Raw genomic sequence first — 17,284 nt, 5'->3', positions numbered from 1 at the left:
CTTACACAAAAGAAAACCTCACATTTTGTGAGGTTTTTTACTTTAATATCTTTTCTATCATATAAGTTTAGTTTGATTCTTAAACTTTAAAACGATAATTTCGCTATCGCAACGATATCAATTATTAAAACGACGGATATTTTAACGTTAGGCAACATTTGAGAAATGAGTAACGCAATCAAATTTGGAATACTGAATTCAATTATCGGACTTATACTCGGAATTTACATTGCTTATTCAGCAATTGGAAACGGATATTGGATTTTGGCAATTGGAGCACCAATATCAGCTTTTATTTGCGGATTTTACTTTTGGAAACTGATTTTTAAAAAATCAACTGAAAATCATAATGGAAAACTGATTTTAATCGGACTTTTGACTGGAACTGTTTCTCATTACTTGTGTTGGATTTTACTGAATGTCGGAATGAATATTTGCTATTGGGCTACTGGAAATTGTACGGGTTCATTAGGAGAACCACCTGTACAAATATGGGAAATGCTGATTTTCAGAATTGCAACGACTGGTTGGAGTCTATTGTTTTATGGCTGGATAACAGTCCCAAGTTCAATCGGAATCGGATTTTTAGTTGACCGAACAAATAAAAAAATGTTGCCTAACAACGTATAAAAATAATGCGTAGTTTAGTGCTTAATCAAGAGTTAGTGCAATTTTGTTACGTCTGATTTTCCGAAGGAAAATCCTCGCACACAAAACCGCACTATTATTATACAAGACCGATAGCGAAACCTTTTAATTATATTTCACTTTACGCAACACTCGTATTGCTTCTTTGTATTTTATGTAGGTAGTTTTATCCTCAAGGTTTTTAATATAATTTTTTGCTTTTTTAAGTTGTAAAGGCGCATTTAAAAAACCATTTAGATAACAAATTAAATAGGATGTAGGCATTCTGTACACATCTTCGTGTTCAGTAACCGATAGGGGCTTGTCTTTTACAATTTTTGCAACAATACAGTTGTTGTTATTGTAAATGTGTTGTAAAATGTTTTTGTCGTACTGAGGGGCTTCAAACAAAAATTCGGTAACGATATCATGCTTTCCGTTATCTTTAAAGTTGATAATCGTTTTTTCTAATGGATAACGTTTTTCACTCTTATCAATTCCTAAAACAATATATTCGGTAATAATAAACGATTGCTTGTTGTAGCTTATTTGCACATCATCTAACGAAGAAAAAAACAAACGAACTTGTTCGTTTATCAGTTCAATATCAACTCGAGTAAAAAAGGCTTCATCGTTAATGAGTTTCTTTTTTCCTGCCCAACATAACACGAATTGCTCGTTAAAAACTTTGTATTGCGGATTGTATTCTGGTTTATGTCTGTTTATAAAGTCAAAAACACCATCTAACGTAAGTTTAATGTTGTTGCTGGCATTTTTCTCAATAGCTTCAACAATAGATTTATTGATGTTTTTTAACTCAAAATTACCTTCAGCAGGCATAGAGTTACTTCCTCTGCGGTAAAATATAGTTCCTTTACGATATTTCCATGCATTTTTTGCTAAAGATGTAATTTGGTTATTGGGATAAATTGTTACCAACCCAATTACTTTATGACGTTGTAAACGAGGAAACGGAACATTTTCATATTCTATTTTAGGTGGATTATTCAAATAGGCATTTACCAAATTTTGTATTTTACTATCGTCGTAAAAATCTACCCCAACTATTCTATTTTCTTCATCTTCAACACCAATAACAATGTAGGAATTATTGGTTGGGTTCGAGTTAGAAAGCGCACAGACATGTTTTATAAATTTTGCTTTTCCTTCTTTTGAACCGAATGATAACTTTTGCTTTTTATCATAAAAACTATTCTCATCGTTATGAGACAGCAAGTTTTTAATTAAAAGACGTTTGTTAATCACAACTTAGGCGTTTTTATTTACAATCGTAGCACTTGCTTGTGCGGTAGGATATACAATTAAATCTTCAATATTTACATGATACGGACGCGTAACTACAAAATGAATAATATCTGCAATATCTTCTGGTTGCAGCGCTTTGTATCCTTGATACACTGTTTTAGCTCTTTCAGCATCTCCTTTAAAACGAACATCTGAAAATTCGGTTTCTACCAACCCTGGATGAATTGCACATACGCGAATGTTATGCTGATTCAAATCAATACGCATTCCTTTGTTTAAAGCGTTTACAGCAAACTTTGACGCACAATACACATTTCCGTTAGGATATACATCTTTACCAGCAATAGAGCCGATATTTACGATAAAACCGTTGTTTCTTTCCACCATTTGCGGAATGATACTTTTTGAAACGTATAAAAATCCTTTTACATTTCCGTCAATCATAGCATCCCAATCGTCAATATTTCCATTTTGTATGCTGTCTAATCCGTGTGCATTACCCGCGTTGTTAATGAGAATATCAATGTGTTTAAAATCGTTTGGTAAACTGTTTATTGCGTTTTGAACTTCATCATTATAACGAACATCAAATTGTAGTGTATGTACTTTGGTAAATTGTGATAATTCTTGTTGTAGTTTTTGAAGCTTTTCTATACGCCTACCACAAATAATTAAGTTGATGTTGTTTTTAGCAAAAAGTTGAGCGGTTGCTTTACCAATACCTGAGGTTGCACCAGTAATTAAAGCCGTTTGTTGCATGTGTTTTGTTTTTTATAAAGGTAGCTTTTTTTATGTTAAGCAATTATTATAAAATGAAAAACCGCCCCTCAAGGGGCGGTTCCTTTTAGTTGGCTACTACACCAACCAAAAATCAACTAACCAAACTTTATTTTTATTTCCTTTTCGGAACTGTTTCTCTTTCTATTTTAGTACGTTTTCTACCGTTATTCCTTACAGCAGGTCTGGTACTACTTGTTTTTTCTCCTTTTTTGTATTGTATAAATCCTCTACCTGAAAAAACATAGGTTGTATTGGAGTTTACGTGATATAACTTTATGGTTTCATCATTAATAACGGTTAAATCAAACTCTTCGGTATCTCCGTTATCATAATTAAGTGTTAAATATTTTAGGTTATCTTCACCTGCCACATTTTTAACAATATAGCCTCCAATATAATCCCAACTAATTCTTGCAATATCTGTGCCAAAAGGATCGTGAGATGAGTAGAATGTTACATCATTTTCTGGTGTGAACCTTAAGAAATTCTCATTATCAAAAGGGTTTGGAGTTCCACCAGCTTCATCTGTTCTTTCCCAAGCTTCAAATTCTTGTAAGAAATATTCTATATTATCGTAAAACAATTTATCATAATCAAAACTGTTTCTTTGGTATCCTATTAGATAGTAACTCACATTTTGTGATAAATCATCTATTCTAATTTCATTACTTGAAAGTTGTACAACATCAAAGTCATATCGTCCATCAATATCATGGCGTGTTTCTAAAACTGTTCCGATTGTATTGTAGTTTCCAACTGCAATTCCTAATCCGTTTCCTGTATGACCAATATCAACTATGTTATTGTTTGCATACATGGTTCCGTTTAAAAAAGAGATTGTAAAAGCTCTTGATAAAAATGGAACGTCGCCCGATCCGGTTGTTCTATGATAATCTACATACCATAAATCATAACTAGAAATGTATTGATGTAACGTTTCACTATCATCAACAAAATCATTTGTTACAACACACGACGTAAGTGTTACACTACTAACGAGTAGTACTAAAAGTAATTTTATACGTTTCATAAGCATTCATTTTATGGTTATGCTTATAAGTTTTCAAATTACGTGCCAAAAATAAAAAAACGCCTTTTTAAAGGCGTTCTTGGTTTGATTGAGGTTTAGCAGAGGGCATTCTAACCGACTCTCCTTTAACTATGTTTTCAATTTTAACATAATAAATTTTATCGCCTTTAGCATAAGAAACTATGGCTTCATTTTCTTTCAGTTCGAAAGGAAAATTTTCTAAAGGTGTGTTTCCGTACTCTTGTTTTGGATCTGAGTGCAAAACAAGATCTTTTCTATCATCATCAGAAGAAGTTCTATAACGAGCTGCAATATATTGTTTATCTCCTTTTTGTTCAATTACAGCTTTTGTAATTCTGTTTTGAAAATACACATCTTTAAAATCAACTACTTCAGGAGACGTAAACTGAATCATTAAATTAAGTGTACTATTTCCTGGCATACCACCCGTTACATGGTTATAAGTAGCTGCTTCTACTTTAAAAGGTGGATTTTTTTCCATTTTTACGCTAGCACATTGGCTAAAACTCAAGGCTAGTACTAAGATTCCGATTAGTTTCATAGTATTACTTTTTTAATGTTTAATTTTAGGCATTCAAGTAGTGTGCCAAGTCACAAATATAATCAGATTTATATGAAATTGAATTTCAGTTATTGGGAGTTAAAAGAGTGGTTTACAAATGTAGATTTTACAGTAGTAGGGAGTGGTATTGTAGGGTTAAACTGTGCGTTGCAACTACGAGAAAGGTACCCATTAGCAAAAATTATAATTCTTGAAAAAGGAATTTTACCTCAGGGAGCAAGTACTAAAAATGCAGGATTTGCTTGTTTTGGAAGTTTATCAGAACTGATAGACGATTTAAATACGCACACCGAAGAAGAAGTTGTTAGTTTGGTAAAAAAACGTTGGGAAGGATTGCAACTTTTGCGAAATACCTTAGGTGATAAAAACATCGATTTTCAACAAAATAATGGATATGAATTGTTTTTAACAACAGAGTTGTACGAATCGTGTTTAGAGCAAAAATCGAGAATTAATAAATTACTAAAACCATTATTTTCTTCTGACGTATTTACTGTTGATAACAATAAGTTTAGGTTTAAAAACATTCACGAAAACTATATTACAAATCAGTTTGAAGGACAAATTGATACAGGTAAAATGGCTGCAAAACTGTTAGAAAAAGTGTTGTCATCAGGAATAAAAATCATCAATAACATTCAGGTTCAAAGTTTTGTTGAAAACAACGAACAAGTTGAGGTAGTAACCAATCAAATAAATTTTAAAACAACCAAATTATTTGTTGCGACTAACGGATTTGCAAGTCAACTATTAAACGAGAACGTTCAACCAGCAAGAGCTCAGGTTTTAATTACCAAACCAATTAAAAATCTACAGATTAAAGGGACATTTCATTTAGATAAAGGCTACTATTATTTTAGAAATATTGATGATAGAATTTTATTTGGAGGAGGTAGAAACCTAGATTTTAAAGGAGAAGAAACTACCGATTTTGGACAAACAGCAATTATTCAAAATAAACTAGAAGAAATTTTAAAAACAACAATTTTACCCACCACAGAATTTGAAATAGAACATCGTTGGAGTGGAATAATGGGGGTAGGAAATCAGAAAAAAGCAATTGTAAAACAAATTTCAAACAATGTTTTTTGTGGTGTTCGTTTAGGCGGAATGGGTGTAGCCATTGGTAGTTTGGTAGGAAAAGAATTAGCTGAATTAGCAGAGTAATAAGTTTGTCAAAAAATGAATATAAAAGAAGAATTATACAAACAGTGTGAGTTGTATGTAAACAAACGTTTAGAGACTGTTGAAAAAACAATAGCATCTCATCAAAAGGCATTGCAATCTGAAACGAAAAGTTCTGCAGGAGACAAGCATGAAACTGGGCGTGCAATGTTACAGCTAGAAATGGAAAAAGCTAGTCAGCAATTAAGTGGAATTGCCCAAATGAAAGAAACCTTAGCAAAAATAAATACAAATTCTACTTCTGAAGTAGTTCGATTAGGCAGCGTAGTTGAAACAACCTCAGCCAATTATTATATAAGTATCAGCGCAGGTCTTATAACTATTGGTAAAACAAAATACTTTGCAGTGTCTTCTTCTTCACCTATTGGTAAACTTATTTTAGGAAAAAATGAAGGAGAATCCTTTGATTTTAATGGAACAAAAAGCATCATCAAAAAAAAATTTTAAAAAAAGGTAGGGTAAATTAAAAAACAACTGTTTTATGTTCAGGAAAGGTTGTTATTAAAAACCCTCACAGAAAAAGAAACCATAATACACTTTTATCTTTTGGTGTTTAAACGGTAAGAGTGTATTTTTTTTAAGACAAAAATTTATTTTAAGATAGTTGAGTAATAATTATGAGATAGTTATTATTGGTTTAAACAGTCTCTTTTAATTTTAAAAGAGACTGTTTTTTTATGCGCTATTTTTTCTGTGTGATTTATGAAAACCGACTGATTTTTATAAGAAACTTCAATTAACCAATAATTTCCTCTAAAATAAGATTGTAAAACTACTCCCTCTAAACTTGATTGACCTTGTATTATTTCTAGTTGATTAGGATATAACAATACGTTCTCTTCGTTTATCAACATTTCATTTACATCATCAAACAACGAAGCAATATATTTTTCTCTAGGATTTTTGTATAAGTTGAAAGGACTATCATAAGCAAGCATTTGGTGACTTCTAATAACCATCATTGTATCAGCAAATGACAGCGCATCGTTACCGTCGTGAGTAGCAACTATACACGCAATGTTTTTCTTTTTTAAGTATGCAAACAAGCGTCTACGCAACGAGTTCTTTTTAAAGTTATCTATTTGGCTAAAAGGCTCATCAAGTAACAATAATTCAGGTTCTTTTGCCAACGCCCTAGCAATAGCCACACGTTGTTGTTGACCACCACTTAAGTTTTTTACTTTTTCGTTAGCAAAATCAGTCATTTCAATAACTTCTAAAAGCTCTTGGGTTCTTTCTTCGGCTTCTTTTGGATAAAATCGAGATAAAAACTTTTTAATATTTTCACTTACCGAAGTAAAAGGCATTAAATCGAAATCTTGAGCAACGTATTTAAAAAACTCCATTCCAGGAACTAAATGATGCTTAGGTCCTAGAATTTGTATGTCATCCCAAAATAATTCTCCTTTATCAACATCTAGTAAACCATAAATAATTTTTAAAAGTGTCGATTTACCACAACCGCTTTCACCCATAACACATAAATGTTCCCCTTTTTCTAATTTAAAACGAATGTTTTCAAGGGTTTTGTTTTTTGATGGATAGGTAAAGGAAATAGTATTTACTTGTAGCATGGTTGCAAAAGTAACGGATTCGTAACAAACAAAAAACCGATGCTTTTGCATCGGTTTGTATAGTTAAGCACTTCTTTCTACGTATCGAATAATACTTTTTGCAATGTCTTTTCCGGTGGCTTTTTCAATGCCTTCTAAACCAGGTGAAGAGTTTACTTCTAAAATTAACGGACCTCTATCCGATTGTAACATATCAACTCCAGCAACACCTAAACGCATAGCTTTGGCAGCTTTTAAAGCAGCATTTTCTTCTTCATCAGTCAACTCAATAATTTCTGCAGTACCACCGCGGTGTAAGTTCGATCTAAATTCACCTTCTTTTCCTTGACGTTTCATCGCACCAACCACAACACCATCAACCACAAAAGCACGAATATCGGCACCTTTTGCTTCTTTAATATATTCTTGAACAATTACACGAGCTTGTAAGCCGTTAAATGCTTCTAAAACTGATTCAGCAGCTTTTTTTGTTTCAGCTAAAACAACACCTAGTCCTTGTGTTCCTTCTAGTAATTTTATAATTAATGGGGCACCACCAACTTTTTTAATAATTTCTGAAGTATCTTTAGAGTAATTAGTAAAAACTGTTTTTGGTAACCCTAAATTAGCTCTCGATAATACTTGTAAACTACTTAGTTTATCTCTTGAACGGACTAAGGCTTGTGATTCTACAACCGAAAAAACTTTCATCATTTCAAACTGACGTACTACAGCAGTACCATAAAAAGTAACCGAAGCTCCAATACGTGGTATAATAGCATCTACATCGGTAATTAATTCATGATTGTACACGATAGCAGGTTTCTTTTTCTCTATAATTAAATCACATTTTGTGTGGTCTAACACCAACATTTCATGTCCTCTTTTTTCACCAGCCTCAACTAAACGTTTGGTTGAGTATAATTTTGAGTTTCTTGAAAGAACAACAATTTTCATTTTTTATGCTTCTTTTTGTGTGATGTTTTTTTTCGAAACATCTACTATAAACTTTTTGTTTAAAAACTTTCTACCGATTAAAACAGGATATGTCATTTTTCCTCTATCAGATAAAGATAGTTTTATTTTATATTTTTTTTCGTAAAAAAGTACAGATGTTGAAACTATATATCTTTTTTGCTTTTTTCCGTTAGAACTTCTAATGCTTTTTACTTGATATTTAGTGGTTTGTAATAACTTGTTATTATACTTTTCGGTCTTTGGACATAAGAGTATAAATTGTAATACGCCATCTACCTCTTCAATGTGTTTACAATGAATAGCAGAAGTATAAGCACCAGTATCTATCTTTGCTGGTAAATCTTCAATATCCCATTTTAAAAAGGATATTTTTTCAATCCTTCCTATTAGTTTCATTTTTCAAAAATTAAGGCTGGCGAATTACTCACTATTTTTTGATATATACAACATCTATAAATAAAATTTTGTAATAAAAAAACCAGAGCTTAAGCTCTGGTTTAAAGGTATTTATTTTTTGACAGAAATTACCAAATTCTTACACGATCTTCTGGTTTTAAATACATGTTATCACCTTCTTTAACATTGAAAGCTTCATAAAAAGCATCTACGTTTTTAAGTGGCATGTAAGCTCTGTACTTTCCAGGAGCGTGAGGATCTGTCATAATTTGATTTTTCAAAGCTTCATCACGAATCTTAGTTCTCCAAACAGTAGCCCAAGAAAGGAAGAAACGTTGTTCTGGAGTGTATCCATCAATATTTTCTGGACGCCCATTTTTATTTAAGAAAATTTGTAACCCTTCATAAGCAGCTTGAACACCACCTAAATCACCAATGTTTTCTCCTAAAGTAAACTCTCCGTTTAAGTGCATGCTGTCAATAGCAACAATGTCACTGTATTGTTTTATTAATTTAGCCCCAGCTTCTTTAAATTTCTCAGAATCTTCTTCTGTCCACCAGTTTTTAAGGTTTCCGTCACCATCAAAACGAGCACCTGAATCATCAAAACTATGAGAGATTTCGTGACCAATAACTGCTCCAATTCCCCCATAATTTACAGCTTCATCAGCTTTGTAATTGTAAAAAGGTGGTTGTAAAATTGCTGCTGGGAACACGATTTCGTTGTTTACAGGATTAAAGTAAGCATTTACAGTCTGTGGAGACATTCCCCACTCAGATCTGTCAACTTCTTTACCTAATTTAGCGATGTCTTTTTCAAAGTTCCACTTGCTTACATTTATTGCATTATCAAAGTAAGTACCTCCTTGTTTTAAACCTTTTACTTGTAAAGTAGAGTAATCTTTCCACTTATCAGGATATGCAATTTTAACAGTTAACTTGTTTAATTTTTCTAAAGCTTTTTCTTTAGTTTCTTCACTCATCCAAGGTAACTGCCCGATACGCTTTTCAAATCCTAACAACACGTTGTCAATCATTTCTTTAGCTTTTTTCTTAGCTTCTGGCGGGAATTTAGCATCAACATATAACTTACCTAAAGCTTCACCAATAGCGCCGTTTAAGTTTCCTAAAGCACGCTCATCTCTTGGACGTTGTTGTTTAGCACCACGCATTTCTTTGCTATAAAACTCCCAGTTAGCTGTTTCTAAATCGGTAGATAATAAGCCTAAAGAGTTGTTAATTGCATTCCAACGTAATGATAATTTAACCGTCTCAATAGGACTGTTCTTAAGAACATCGTTCATCGCTTTAAAGTAATTAGGATCTGTAACGATAACTTTGTCGATATTATCAACACCAATTCCTTTTAAATGCGCATCCCAATCAATTGCAGGAGCTAATTCTGATAATTCAGCTACTGTCATAGGATTGTAGATTTTACGAGTATCTCTACGCTCTTCTTTTGTCATTCTTGGCTCAGCTAAACTCTTTTCGAAAGCAACGATAGTAGCTGCATTGCTTTTAGCTGTAGCTTCATCATCACCAAATTCTTGTAACATTTTAGCTACAAAAACCTCGTATTTTTCAAGTTTGTCTTTTACTTTTTCATCTACATAGTAATCTCTTGATAAACCAAGTCCGCCAGCTCCCATGTAACCAGCATTCATACTACTGTTTTTTAGGTCGTTAAACACCCCAAAACCATAAAAACCAGCACCACCATAAGGAGCCATGTTGGTAATAAATGTTTGAACGTCGTTTAAGTCTTTAATTTCTTCAATTTTTTGAAGGAATGGTTGCACAGGTGCTTTACCAGCTTGGTTTCTAGCTACGGTATCCATAATGGTTTCGTAGTAGTTTACCGCTTTTTCTTGATCAGAATCTATTTCGTTTCCATCAGCATCTTTTATTTTTTCAAAGTTTCCTTCTTCAATAGCTTTGTTTAAGATTGCCAACACGTCTTTAGTAGTTGTTTTTCTTAGCTGATTGAATCCTCCCCAAGAAGTTTCATCAGCTGGAATTTCGGTTTTTTCAACCCATGTACCGTTAACGTGTGTAAAGAAATCATCGGTTGGTTGCACCGAAGTTTTCATGTTTTCTAAAACAATTGCTTGTACCTTTTCTTCAGGTTTTTGGTCTGTTTTACAAGAAACAACAGCGAAAGATGCTACTGCTGCCGATGCAAACAAAACTTTGTGTATGGTTTTCATTGATATTTAATTTTGGTTGATATTAAATCACTCTTATTAAATAAGAGTGATTTTTTAAAAAATTGTTACAGATTTTAACTTTTAATTTTTGATTTAGGCGGATTTGGTAACGTATCAAACCCCATGTTGAATAAGGTAAATCCGAAAATATCTGAGTACTGTTCAATAGTTTTAGAAACGGGAGTTCCTGCACCATGACCCGCATTGGTTTCAATACGAATTAAAACAGGATTGCTTCCTTTATGTTTGTTTTGTAGTTCAGCAGCAAATTTAAAACTATGTGCAGGCACTACACGATCGTCGTGATCTCCCGTAGTTACCATTGTTGCAGGATATGACACTCCTTCTTTTACATTATGAACAGGCGAATATCCTTTTAAATACTTAAACATTTCTTTGCTTTGTTCAGCTGTTCCGTAGTCGTACGCCCAACCTGCACCTGCAGTAAATGTATGGTAGCGTAACATATCTAAAACTCCAACAGCTGGTAAAGCCACCTTTATTAAATCTGGACGTTGCGTCATGGTTGCACCTACTAATAAACCTCCGTTAGACCCTCCTCTAATTGCTAAATAATCAGAAGAAGTATAGTTTTCTTTAATTAAATATTCAGCAGCAGCAATAAAATCGTCAAAAACATTTTGCTTTTGTAATTGAGTACCTGCAACATGCCATTTTTTACCATATTCACCTCCACCACGTAAGTTAGGTACTGCATACACACCACCTTGCTCCATCCAAACAGCATTAGCAATACTAAAACTTGGAGTTAAACTGATATTGAATCCCCCATAACCGTATAAAATCGTAGGGTTTTTACCATTTAACTCTAATCCTTTTTTATAGGTGATAATCATAGGAACTTTTGTTCCGTCTTTTGAAGCATAGAAAACTTGTTTGCTTTCATACTCATCAGAATTGAAAGAAATTGCAGGTTTCCAGTATAATTCATATGTTCCGTCTTCTGGATTGAATTTGTATGAAGAGCTAGGTGTGTTGTAATTTGTAAAAGAAAAGTATAATTCTTTAGCATCCGTTTTTCCATTAAAACCTCCAGCTGAACCTACACCTGGTAATTTAACTTCACGGATTAATTTCCCATCAAAATCATATTGCAATATTTTTGAAACCGCATCTACCATGTATTCTGCAAAGAAATATCCGGCTCCTGTTGATGGAGATAATACATTTTCGGTTTCAGGAATAAAATCTACCCAATTTTCTTGCGTTGGATTAGCAGCATCAACAATAACTACCTTTTTATTTGGTGCGTTTAAATTGGTAACTAAATATAACTTACTTCCTCTGTTGTCAATTACATAGGTATCACTATCAAAATTATTAATGATAGGAGTTAGCTTGTTTTCAGGATTAGTTAAATCTTTTATAAACAACTTATTTCCTGATGTTGAGGTAGAGGCAGTTACTAATAAATAATTGTCGTCTTCGGTTAAATACCCGCCCACGTAACGATGTTTCTCTTCAGCAGTACCACCAAAAACAACTTCATCTGTACTTTGTGGAGTTCCTAGTTTATGGTAATATAATTTGTGTTGATCGGTTTTTGCTGATAATTCACTTCCTTTAGGTTTGTCGTAACTAGAGTAGTAGAACCCTTCGTTGCCTTTCCAAGAAATTCCAGAGAATTTTACATCAACTAAAGTATCTCCTTTAATTTCTTTAGTCTCAGCATCCATTACAATTACTTTTCTCCAATCGCTTCCTCCTTCAGAAATTGCATAAGCAACTGTTTTTCCGTTTTTAGTAAAACTTACTGAACCTAATGAAGTAGTACCATCTTCAGCAAAAGTGTTAGGGTCTAAGAAAACTTCTTCGTTTCCGTCTTTATCTTTTCTATAAAGAACGTACTGATTTTGTAATCCATTGTTTTTATAAAAATAAGTATACTCACCTTCTTTAAAAGGAGTACCTACTTTTTCGTAATTCCATAATTCTGATAAACGATCTTTTAATTGTTCACGATACGGAATTTTACTTAGATAATCGAAAGTAACTTCATTTTCAGCTTTTACCCAAGCCTCGGTTTCTGCACTTCTATCATCTTCTAGCCAACGGTAATTATCGGTTACTTTCGTGCCAAAGTACTCATCTACTACAGGTTTTTTAGCTGTTTCAGGGTAATTCACGGTTATATTTCTTTGGGTTTGTTGTTCTTCTTTACAAGACACAAGTAGTGTACTTGCTGCAAGAATAGGAAGGATTAGTTTTTTCATTTATATATAATGATTAGTTAATGTCTTCAAAATTAGAAGAAAAAACCAATGAACAACTATATTTTAAGAGGATTTTAACACTAAACAATGAATTGTAATCTTTCAAAATAAAAACGACTACCTTTACAGTAATTTGATAAAATATTATGACTGAAAATTTAAACAAAGAAAGCTTTTTTAAGAAAATTTTTAATTATGAAGAAAATAAAGAGTGGAAGTTTGAAGGAGAAATTCCTGCAATTATTGATTTTTATGCAGATTGGTGCGGACCATGTAAAGCATTAGCCCCGGTTTTAGAACAATTGAGTGAAGAGTATGAAGGAAAAATCAATATTTATAAAATAGATACAGAAGCTGAACAAGAATTATCAGCTGCTTTTGGTATTAGAAGCATTCCTTCAATGTTATTTTGCCCAGTAGGAGAGGAGCCACAAATGGCTCACGGTGCTTTACCACAAAAACAGATAGAACAAATAATTGCTGATGTTTTAAAAGTAGAAAAATAAATACAGGTTTTTATAAAATAGACCTTTACAAAGTGATGCAAATTTGCATCACTTTTTTTGTGAGATAAATTAAAATAAGAAACCCAGTGATAATCACTTGTCAAGCAAAATTTTAAATTTTAAAGCATTGTTTTTTAAGGTTTTATAAAAGTGTTTAAAAAGTAAAAACCAAGTAAATTTCTGCAATTTGTTAAAAACTTCAAGGGATTTGTGAATAAGTATACCTTTCAATTTTTAGCATTTTTTTCAATCTTTGTTTCTCCCCTCAGTAAGAAAAATAACACACTAAAAAGAGCTTAAAAAAGCATGGCATCTATCGAACCAATTTTACAAGAAAACAAAGACAGATTTGTAATTTTTCCAATTCAACATAACGATTTATGGGAATGGTATAAAAAACAACAAGCTTGTTTTTGGACTGCGGAAGAAATTGATTTACATTCAGACTTAAATGACTGGAATACGAAATTAACAGATGATGAGCGTTATTTTATCAAACATATTTTAGCGTTTTTTGCTGCATCTGACGGAATTGTAAACGAAAACTTAGCAGAAAACTTTGTAAACGAGGTTCAATATTCAGAAGCAAAATTCTTCTATGGTTTTCAAATCATGATGGAGAACATTCACTCTGAAACCTATTCATTATTAATAGATACTTATATTAAAAATGAAGAGGAAAAAAATAAATTGTTTAAAGCAATTGAAGTTTTTCCAGCCATTAAAAAGAAAGCTGATTGGGCATTAAAATGGATTGAGTCTGATTCGTTTGCAGAGCGATTAATAGCTTTTGCTGCGGTTGAAGGGATTTTCTTCTCAGGGTCGTTCTGTTCAATTTTCTGGTTAAAGAAACGTGGGTTATTACCAGGATTAACATTCTCTAATGAGTTAATTTCTCGTGATGAGGGAATGCACTGTGATTTTGCGGTACACTTACACAACAATCACTTAATAAACAAAGTGCCAAAAGAAAGAATTAGAGAAATTATCATTTCAGCTTTAGATATTGAAAGAGAGTTTATTACCGAATCGCTTCCAGTAAGTTTAATTGGTATGAACGCTACGTTAATGACGCAATATTTAGAGTTTGTAACAGATAGATTGTTACTAGAATTTGGTTGTGAAAAAGAATACGAAGCAACCAATCCGTTTGATTTCATGGAAATGATTTCATTAGAAGGAAAAACAAATTTCTTTGAAAAAAGAGTATCAGAGTACCAAAAAGCTGGTGTAAAATCAGGTGGTACAGGAAGCATCAGCTTTGATGCAGATTTTTAGAAACCAATAGACTGCTATTTTTCCCCTACATGCAGTATTACTCAGCTAAAGCACGATTAAAGTGCTTTAGCTTATAAATCGTTTCGAGTAAGAAACAACCAAATTATTAACATTTTGCATGTTGCCAAAAACAATGTGTTTTAGCAACACTATTAACCAACTAAAACCAATTTTAATATGTATGTAGTAAAAAGAGACGGGAGAAAAGAGCCTGTGATGTTCGACAAAATCACAGCAAGGGTTAGAAAAATGTGTTACGGATTAAACAATATTGTTGATCCTGTAAAAGTTGCCATGCGAGTTATTGAAGGGTTGTATGATGGGGTAACAACTTCTGAATTAGATAACTTAGCAGCAGAAGTAGCAGCAACCATGACAACTGCACACCCAGATTATGCAAAATTAGCTGCAAGAATTGCCGTATCTAACTTACATAAAAACACAAAAAAGTCATTCTCAGAAACAATGACTGATTTGTACAATTATATAAATCCACGTACAGGAAAAAAAGCACCTTTATTAGCAGATGACGTATATAAAATCATCATGGATAATGCTGATAAGTTAGATTCTACAATTATTTACAGTCGTGATTTTAACTACGATTATTTTGGTTTTAAAACATTAGAACGCTCTTATTTATTAAAGTTAAACGGTAATATTGTTGAGCGTCCTCAACAAATGTTAATGCGTGTTGCTATTGGTATTCACAAAGAAGATATTGATGAGGCTGTTGCTACATATGAGTTAATGAGTAAAAAATACTTTACCCATGCAACCCCAACCTTATTCAATGCAGGAACACCAAAACCACAAATGTCGTCTTGTTTCTTATTACAAATGCAAGATGATAGTATCGATGGAATTTACGACACCTTAAAACAAACAGCTAAGATTTCACAATCAGCTGGAGGTATAGGGTTGTCTATTCACAATATCCGTGCAACAGGATCTTACATTAGCGGAACCAATGGAACTTCTAACGGAATCGTACCGATGTTACGTGTATTTAATGACACTGCTCGTTATGTAGATCAAGGAGGAGGAAAACGTAAAGGTTCTTTCGCGATGTATTTAGAACCTTGGCATGCTGATATTTTTGATTTCTTAGATTTAAAGAAAAACCACGGAAAAGAAGAAATGCGTGCGCGTGATTTATTCTATGCAATGTGGATTTCTGATTTATTCATGAAACGTGTTCAAGAAGATGGAAATTGGACGTTAATGTGCCCACACGAATGTCCACATTTATACGACACCTATGGTGAAGAGTTCGAGCGTTTGTATACAGGATACGAAGCTGCTGGTAAAGGAAGAAAAACTATCAAAGCACGTGATTTATGGGAGAAAATCTTAGAATCACAAATTGAAACAGGTACACCATACATGTTGTATAAAGATGCGGCAAACCGTAAATCGAATCAAAAGAATTTAGGAACCATCCGTTCTTCAAATTTATGTACCGAGATTATGGAATACACTGCAGAAGATGAGGTTGCTGTATGTAACTTAGCATCAATTGCAATTCCAATGTTTGTAGCTGAAGATGAAAATGGAAACAAATTTTTCGACCACAACAAGTTATTTGAGGTAACTAAAAAAGTGGTTAGAAACTTAGATACAGTAATCGATCGTAACTATTACCCAGTAAAAGAAGCAGAAAATTCTAACTTCCGTCACCGTCCGGTAGGATTAGGTATTCAAGGATTAGCCGATGCTTTTATCATGTTACGTTTACCGTTTACAGGTGATGAAGCTAAGAAGTTAAATCAAGAGATATTTGAAACTTTATACTTTGCAGCAGTAACTTCTTCAATGGAAGTAGCTAAAGCAAAAGGAGCCTACTCAACATTTAAAGGTTCACCAATGTCAGAAGGAGAATTCCAACACAACATGTGGGGAATTAATGACGACGAATTAAGTGGTCGTTGGGATTGGGGTAAATTACGCAAAGAAGTAAAAAAACACGGAGTGCGTAACTCGTTATTAGTAGCGCCAATGCCAACAGCTTCTACTTCTCAAATCTTAGGAAACAACGAAGCTTTTGAACCATATACTTCTAACATTTATACTCGTAGAGTATTATCAGGAGAGTTTATCGTGGTAAACAAGCACTTATTGGAAGATTTAGTAGAGTTAGACTTATGGGATAACGATATGAAAGAAGATATTATGCGTGCAAACGGATCTATCCAACATATTGAAACTATTCCACAAGAGCTAAAAGAGTTATACAAAACAGTTTGGGAAATGAGTATGAAAGATATCATTGATATGGCACGCCATAGAGGGTATTTTATCGATCAATCTCAATCGTTAAACTTATTCATGCAAGATCCAGATTTTGGTAAGTTAACATCAATGCATTTCTATGCATGGAAATCAGGATTAAAAACAGGAATGTACTACTTACGTACAAAATCTGCAGTAAACGCGAAGCAATTCACGTTAAATGTAGAAAAGAAAGAAGAAGACAAACCAATGAGTCCTGAAGAATTTAAGGCAATGGTAGAAGCTTCTAAAAACGCAGGTCCAGACGATTGTTTAATGTGCGGATCTTAAAAAGTTAAGTGTTTTTATTTGAAGGGTAAAAACAATTAGGTTAATAAACGGTAAAGAGAAGTCGAAAGGCTTCTCTTTTTTAGTATTTTCGACAAA

15 protein-coding genes are annotated in these 17,284 nt (G+C 33.0%); 6 read left to right on the top strand and 9 right to left on the bottom strand.

The window, feature by feature from the left end; genetic code table 11:
* The first annotated feature begins 165 nt into the window (after nucleotides 1-165).
* Nucleotides 166-630: a hypothetical protein gene (locus ACKTST_RS12425; RefSeq protein WP_408048063.1), complete on the top strand. Its 465-nt coding sequence runs from the start codon at nucleotides 166-168 to the stop codon at nucleotides 628-630.
* A 123-nt stretch (nucleotides 631-753) separates the two neighbouring features.
* Here ACKTST_RS12425 and ACKTST_RS12420 read toward each other — a convergent pair whose 3' ends face one another.
* The 4 genes from ACKTST_RS12420 to ACKTST_RS12405 form a co-directional block, all read right to left on the bottom strand.
* Nucleotides 754-1,893 carry an ATP-binding protein gene (locus tag ACKTST_RS12420; RefSeq protein ID WP_408048062.1) on the bottom strand — a complete coding sequence of 380 codons (1,140 nt, stop codon included), beginning with the start codon at nucleotides 1,891-1,893 and terminating at the stop codon, nucleotides 754-756.
* A gap of 3 nt (nucleotides 1,894-1,896) precedes the next feature.
* Nucleotides 1,897-2,652, bottom strand: a complete 756-nt coding sequence (locus ACKTST_RS12415; RefSeq protein ID WP_408048061.1) for an SDR family NAD(P)-dependent oxidoreductase — start codon at nucleotides 2,650-2,652, stop codon at nucleotides 1,897-1,899.
* A 133-nt stretch (nucleotides 2,653-2,785) separates the two neighbouring features.
* Entirely contained in the window at nucleotides 2,786-3,703 is a 918-nt protein-coding gene (locus tag ACKTST_RS12410; RefSeq protein WP_408048060.1) for a hypothetical protein, read from the bottom strand.
* Between the two features lie 67 nt (nucleotides 3,704-3,770).
* A complete protein-coding gene (locus ACKTST_RS12405) occupies nucleotides 3,771-4,265 on the bottom strand; it encodes a hypothetical protein (RefSeq protein WP_408048059.1) in 495 nt (164 codons plus the stop codon).
* A 78-nt stretch (nucleotides 4,266-4,343) separates the two neighbouring features.
* Here ACKTST_RS12405 and ACKTST_RS12400 point away from each other — a divergent pair, with 78 nt between their 5' ends.
* Together ACKTST_RS12400 and ACKTST_RS12395 are read left to right on the top strand one after the other, a co-directional pair.
* Nucleotides 4,344-5,453, top strand: coding sequence for an NAD(P)/FAD-dependent oxidoreductase (locus tag ACKTST_RS12400; RefSeq protein ID WP_408048094.1), 1,110 nt, complete (start codon nucleotides 4,344-4,346; stop codon nucleotides 5,451-5,453).
* A gap of 15 nt (nucleotides 5,454-5,468) precedes the next feature.
* Nucleotides 5,469-5,918: a 3-oxoacyl-ACP synthase gene (locus tag ACKTST_RS12395; RefSeq protein WP_408048058.1), complete on the top strand. Its 450-nt coding sequence runs from the start codon at nucleotides 5,469-5,471 to the stop codon at nucleotides 5,916-5,918.
* 182 nt (nucleotides 5,919-6,100) lie between these two features.
* On the opposite strand, the gene ACKTST_RS12390 is transcribed toward ACKTST_RS12395, so the two are convergent.
* The 5 genes from ACKTST_RS12390 to ACKTST_RS12370 all read right to left on the bottom strand — a co-directional run bounded on the left by ACKTST_RS12390 (nucleotide 6,101) and on the right by ACKTST_RS12370 (nucleotide 12,842).
* Complete coding sequence (locus tag ACKTST_RS12390) at nucleotides 6,101-7,045, bottom strand: ABC transporter ATP-binding protein (protein ID WP_408048057.1); 945 nt, start codon at nucleotides 7,043-7,045, stop codon at nucleotides 6,101-6,103.
* Nucleotides 7,046-7,108: 63 nt separating this feature from the next.
* Nucleotides 7,109-7,981, bottom strand: coding sequence for a 30S ribosomal protein S6--L-glutamate ligase (rimK, locus tag ACKTST_RS12385; protein WP_408048056.1), 873 nt, complete (start codon nucleotides 7,979-7,981; stop codon nucleotides 7,109-7,111).
* A 3-nt stretch (nucleotides 7,982-7,984) separates the two neighbouring features.
* Complete coding sequence (locus tag ACKTST_RS12380; RefSeq protein ID WP_408048055.1) at nucleotides 7,985-8,398, bottom strand: ATP-dependent zinc protease family protein; 414 nt, start codon at nucleotides 8,396-8,398, stop codon at nucleotides 7,985-7,987.
* A gap of 128 nt (nucleotides 8,399-8,526) precedes the next feature.
* Nucleotides 8,527-10,608 (bottom strand): M13 family metallopeptidase, encoded by a 2,082-nt coding sequence (locus ACKTST_RS12375; protein WP_408048054.1) that lies wholly within the window; start codon nucleotides 10,606-10,608, stop codon nucleotides 8,527-8,529.
* 74 nt (nucleotides 10,609-10,682) lie between these two features.
* On the bottom strand, nucleotides 10,683-12,842 hold the full coding sequence (locus tag ACKTST_RS12370) for a prolyl oligopeptidase family serine peptidase (protein ID WP_408048053.1): 2,160 nt from the start codon (nucleotides 12,840-12,842) through the stop codon (nucleotides 10,683-10,685).
* A 146-nt stretch (nucleotides 12,843-12,988) separates the two neighbouring features.
* Between ACKTST_RS12370 and trxA the strand changes: the two genes are divergently transcribed.
* The 3 genes from trxA (at nucleotide 12,989) to ACKTST_RS12355 (ending at nucleotide 17,188) form a co-directional block, all read left to right on the top strand.
* Nucleotides 12,989-13,348 (top strand): thioredoxin, encoded by a 360-nt coding sequence (gene trxA / locus ACKTST_RS12365; protein ID WP_408048052.1) that lies wholly within the window; start codon nucleotides 12,989-12,991, stop codon nucleotides 13,346-13,348.
* Nucleotides 13,349-13,654: 306 nt separating this feature from the next.
* Nucleotides 13,655-14,626: a ribonucleotide-diphosphate reductase subunit beta gene (locus ACKTST_RS12360; protein ID WP_408048051.1), complete on the top strand. Its 972-nt coding sequence runs from the start codon at nucleotides 13,655-13,657 to the stop codon at nucleotides 14,624-14,626.
* 177 nt (nucleotides 14,627-14,803) lie between these two features.
* Entirely contained in the window at nucleotides 14,804-17,188 is a 2,385-nt protein-coding gene (locus ACKTST_RS12355) for a ribonucleoside-diphosphate reductase subunit alpha (protein WP_408048050.1), read from the top strand.
* Nucleotides 17,189-17,284 lie beyond the last annotated feature (96 nt).

Source organism: Tenacibaculum crassostreae (assembly GCF_964512405.1).
In the GTDB taxonomy this organism is placed as follows: Bacteria; Bacteroidota; Bacteroidia; order Flavobacteriales; family Flavobacteriaceae; genus Polaribacter; species Polaribacter crassostreae.
The sequence above is the reverse complement of the archived record's forward strand: the minus strand, read 5'-3'. Positions and strand labels throughout refer to the sequence as shown.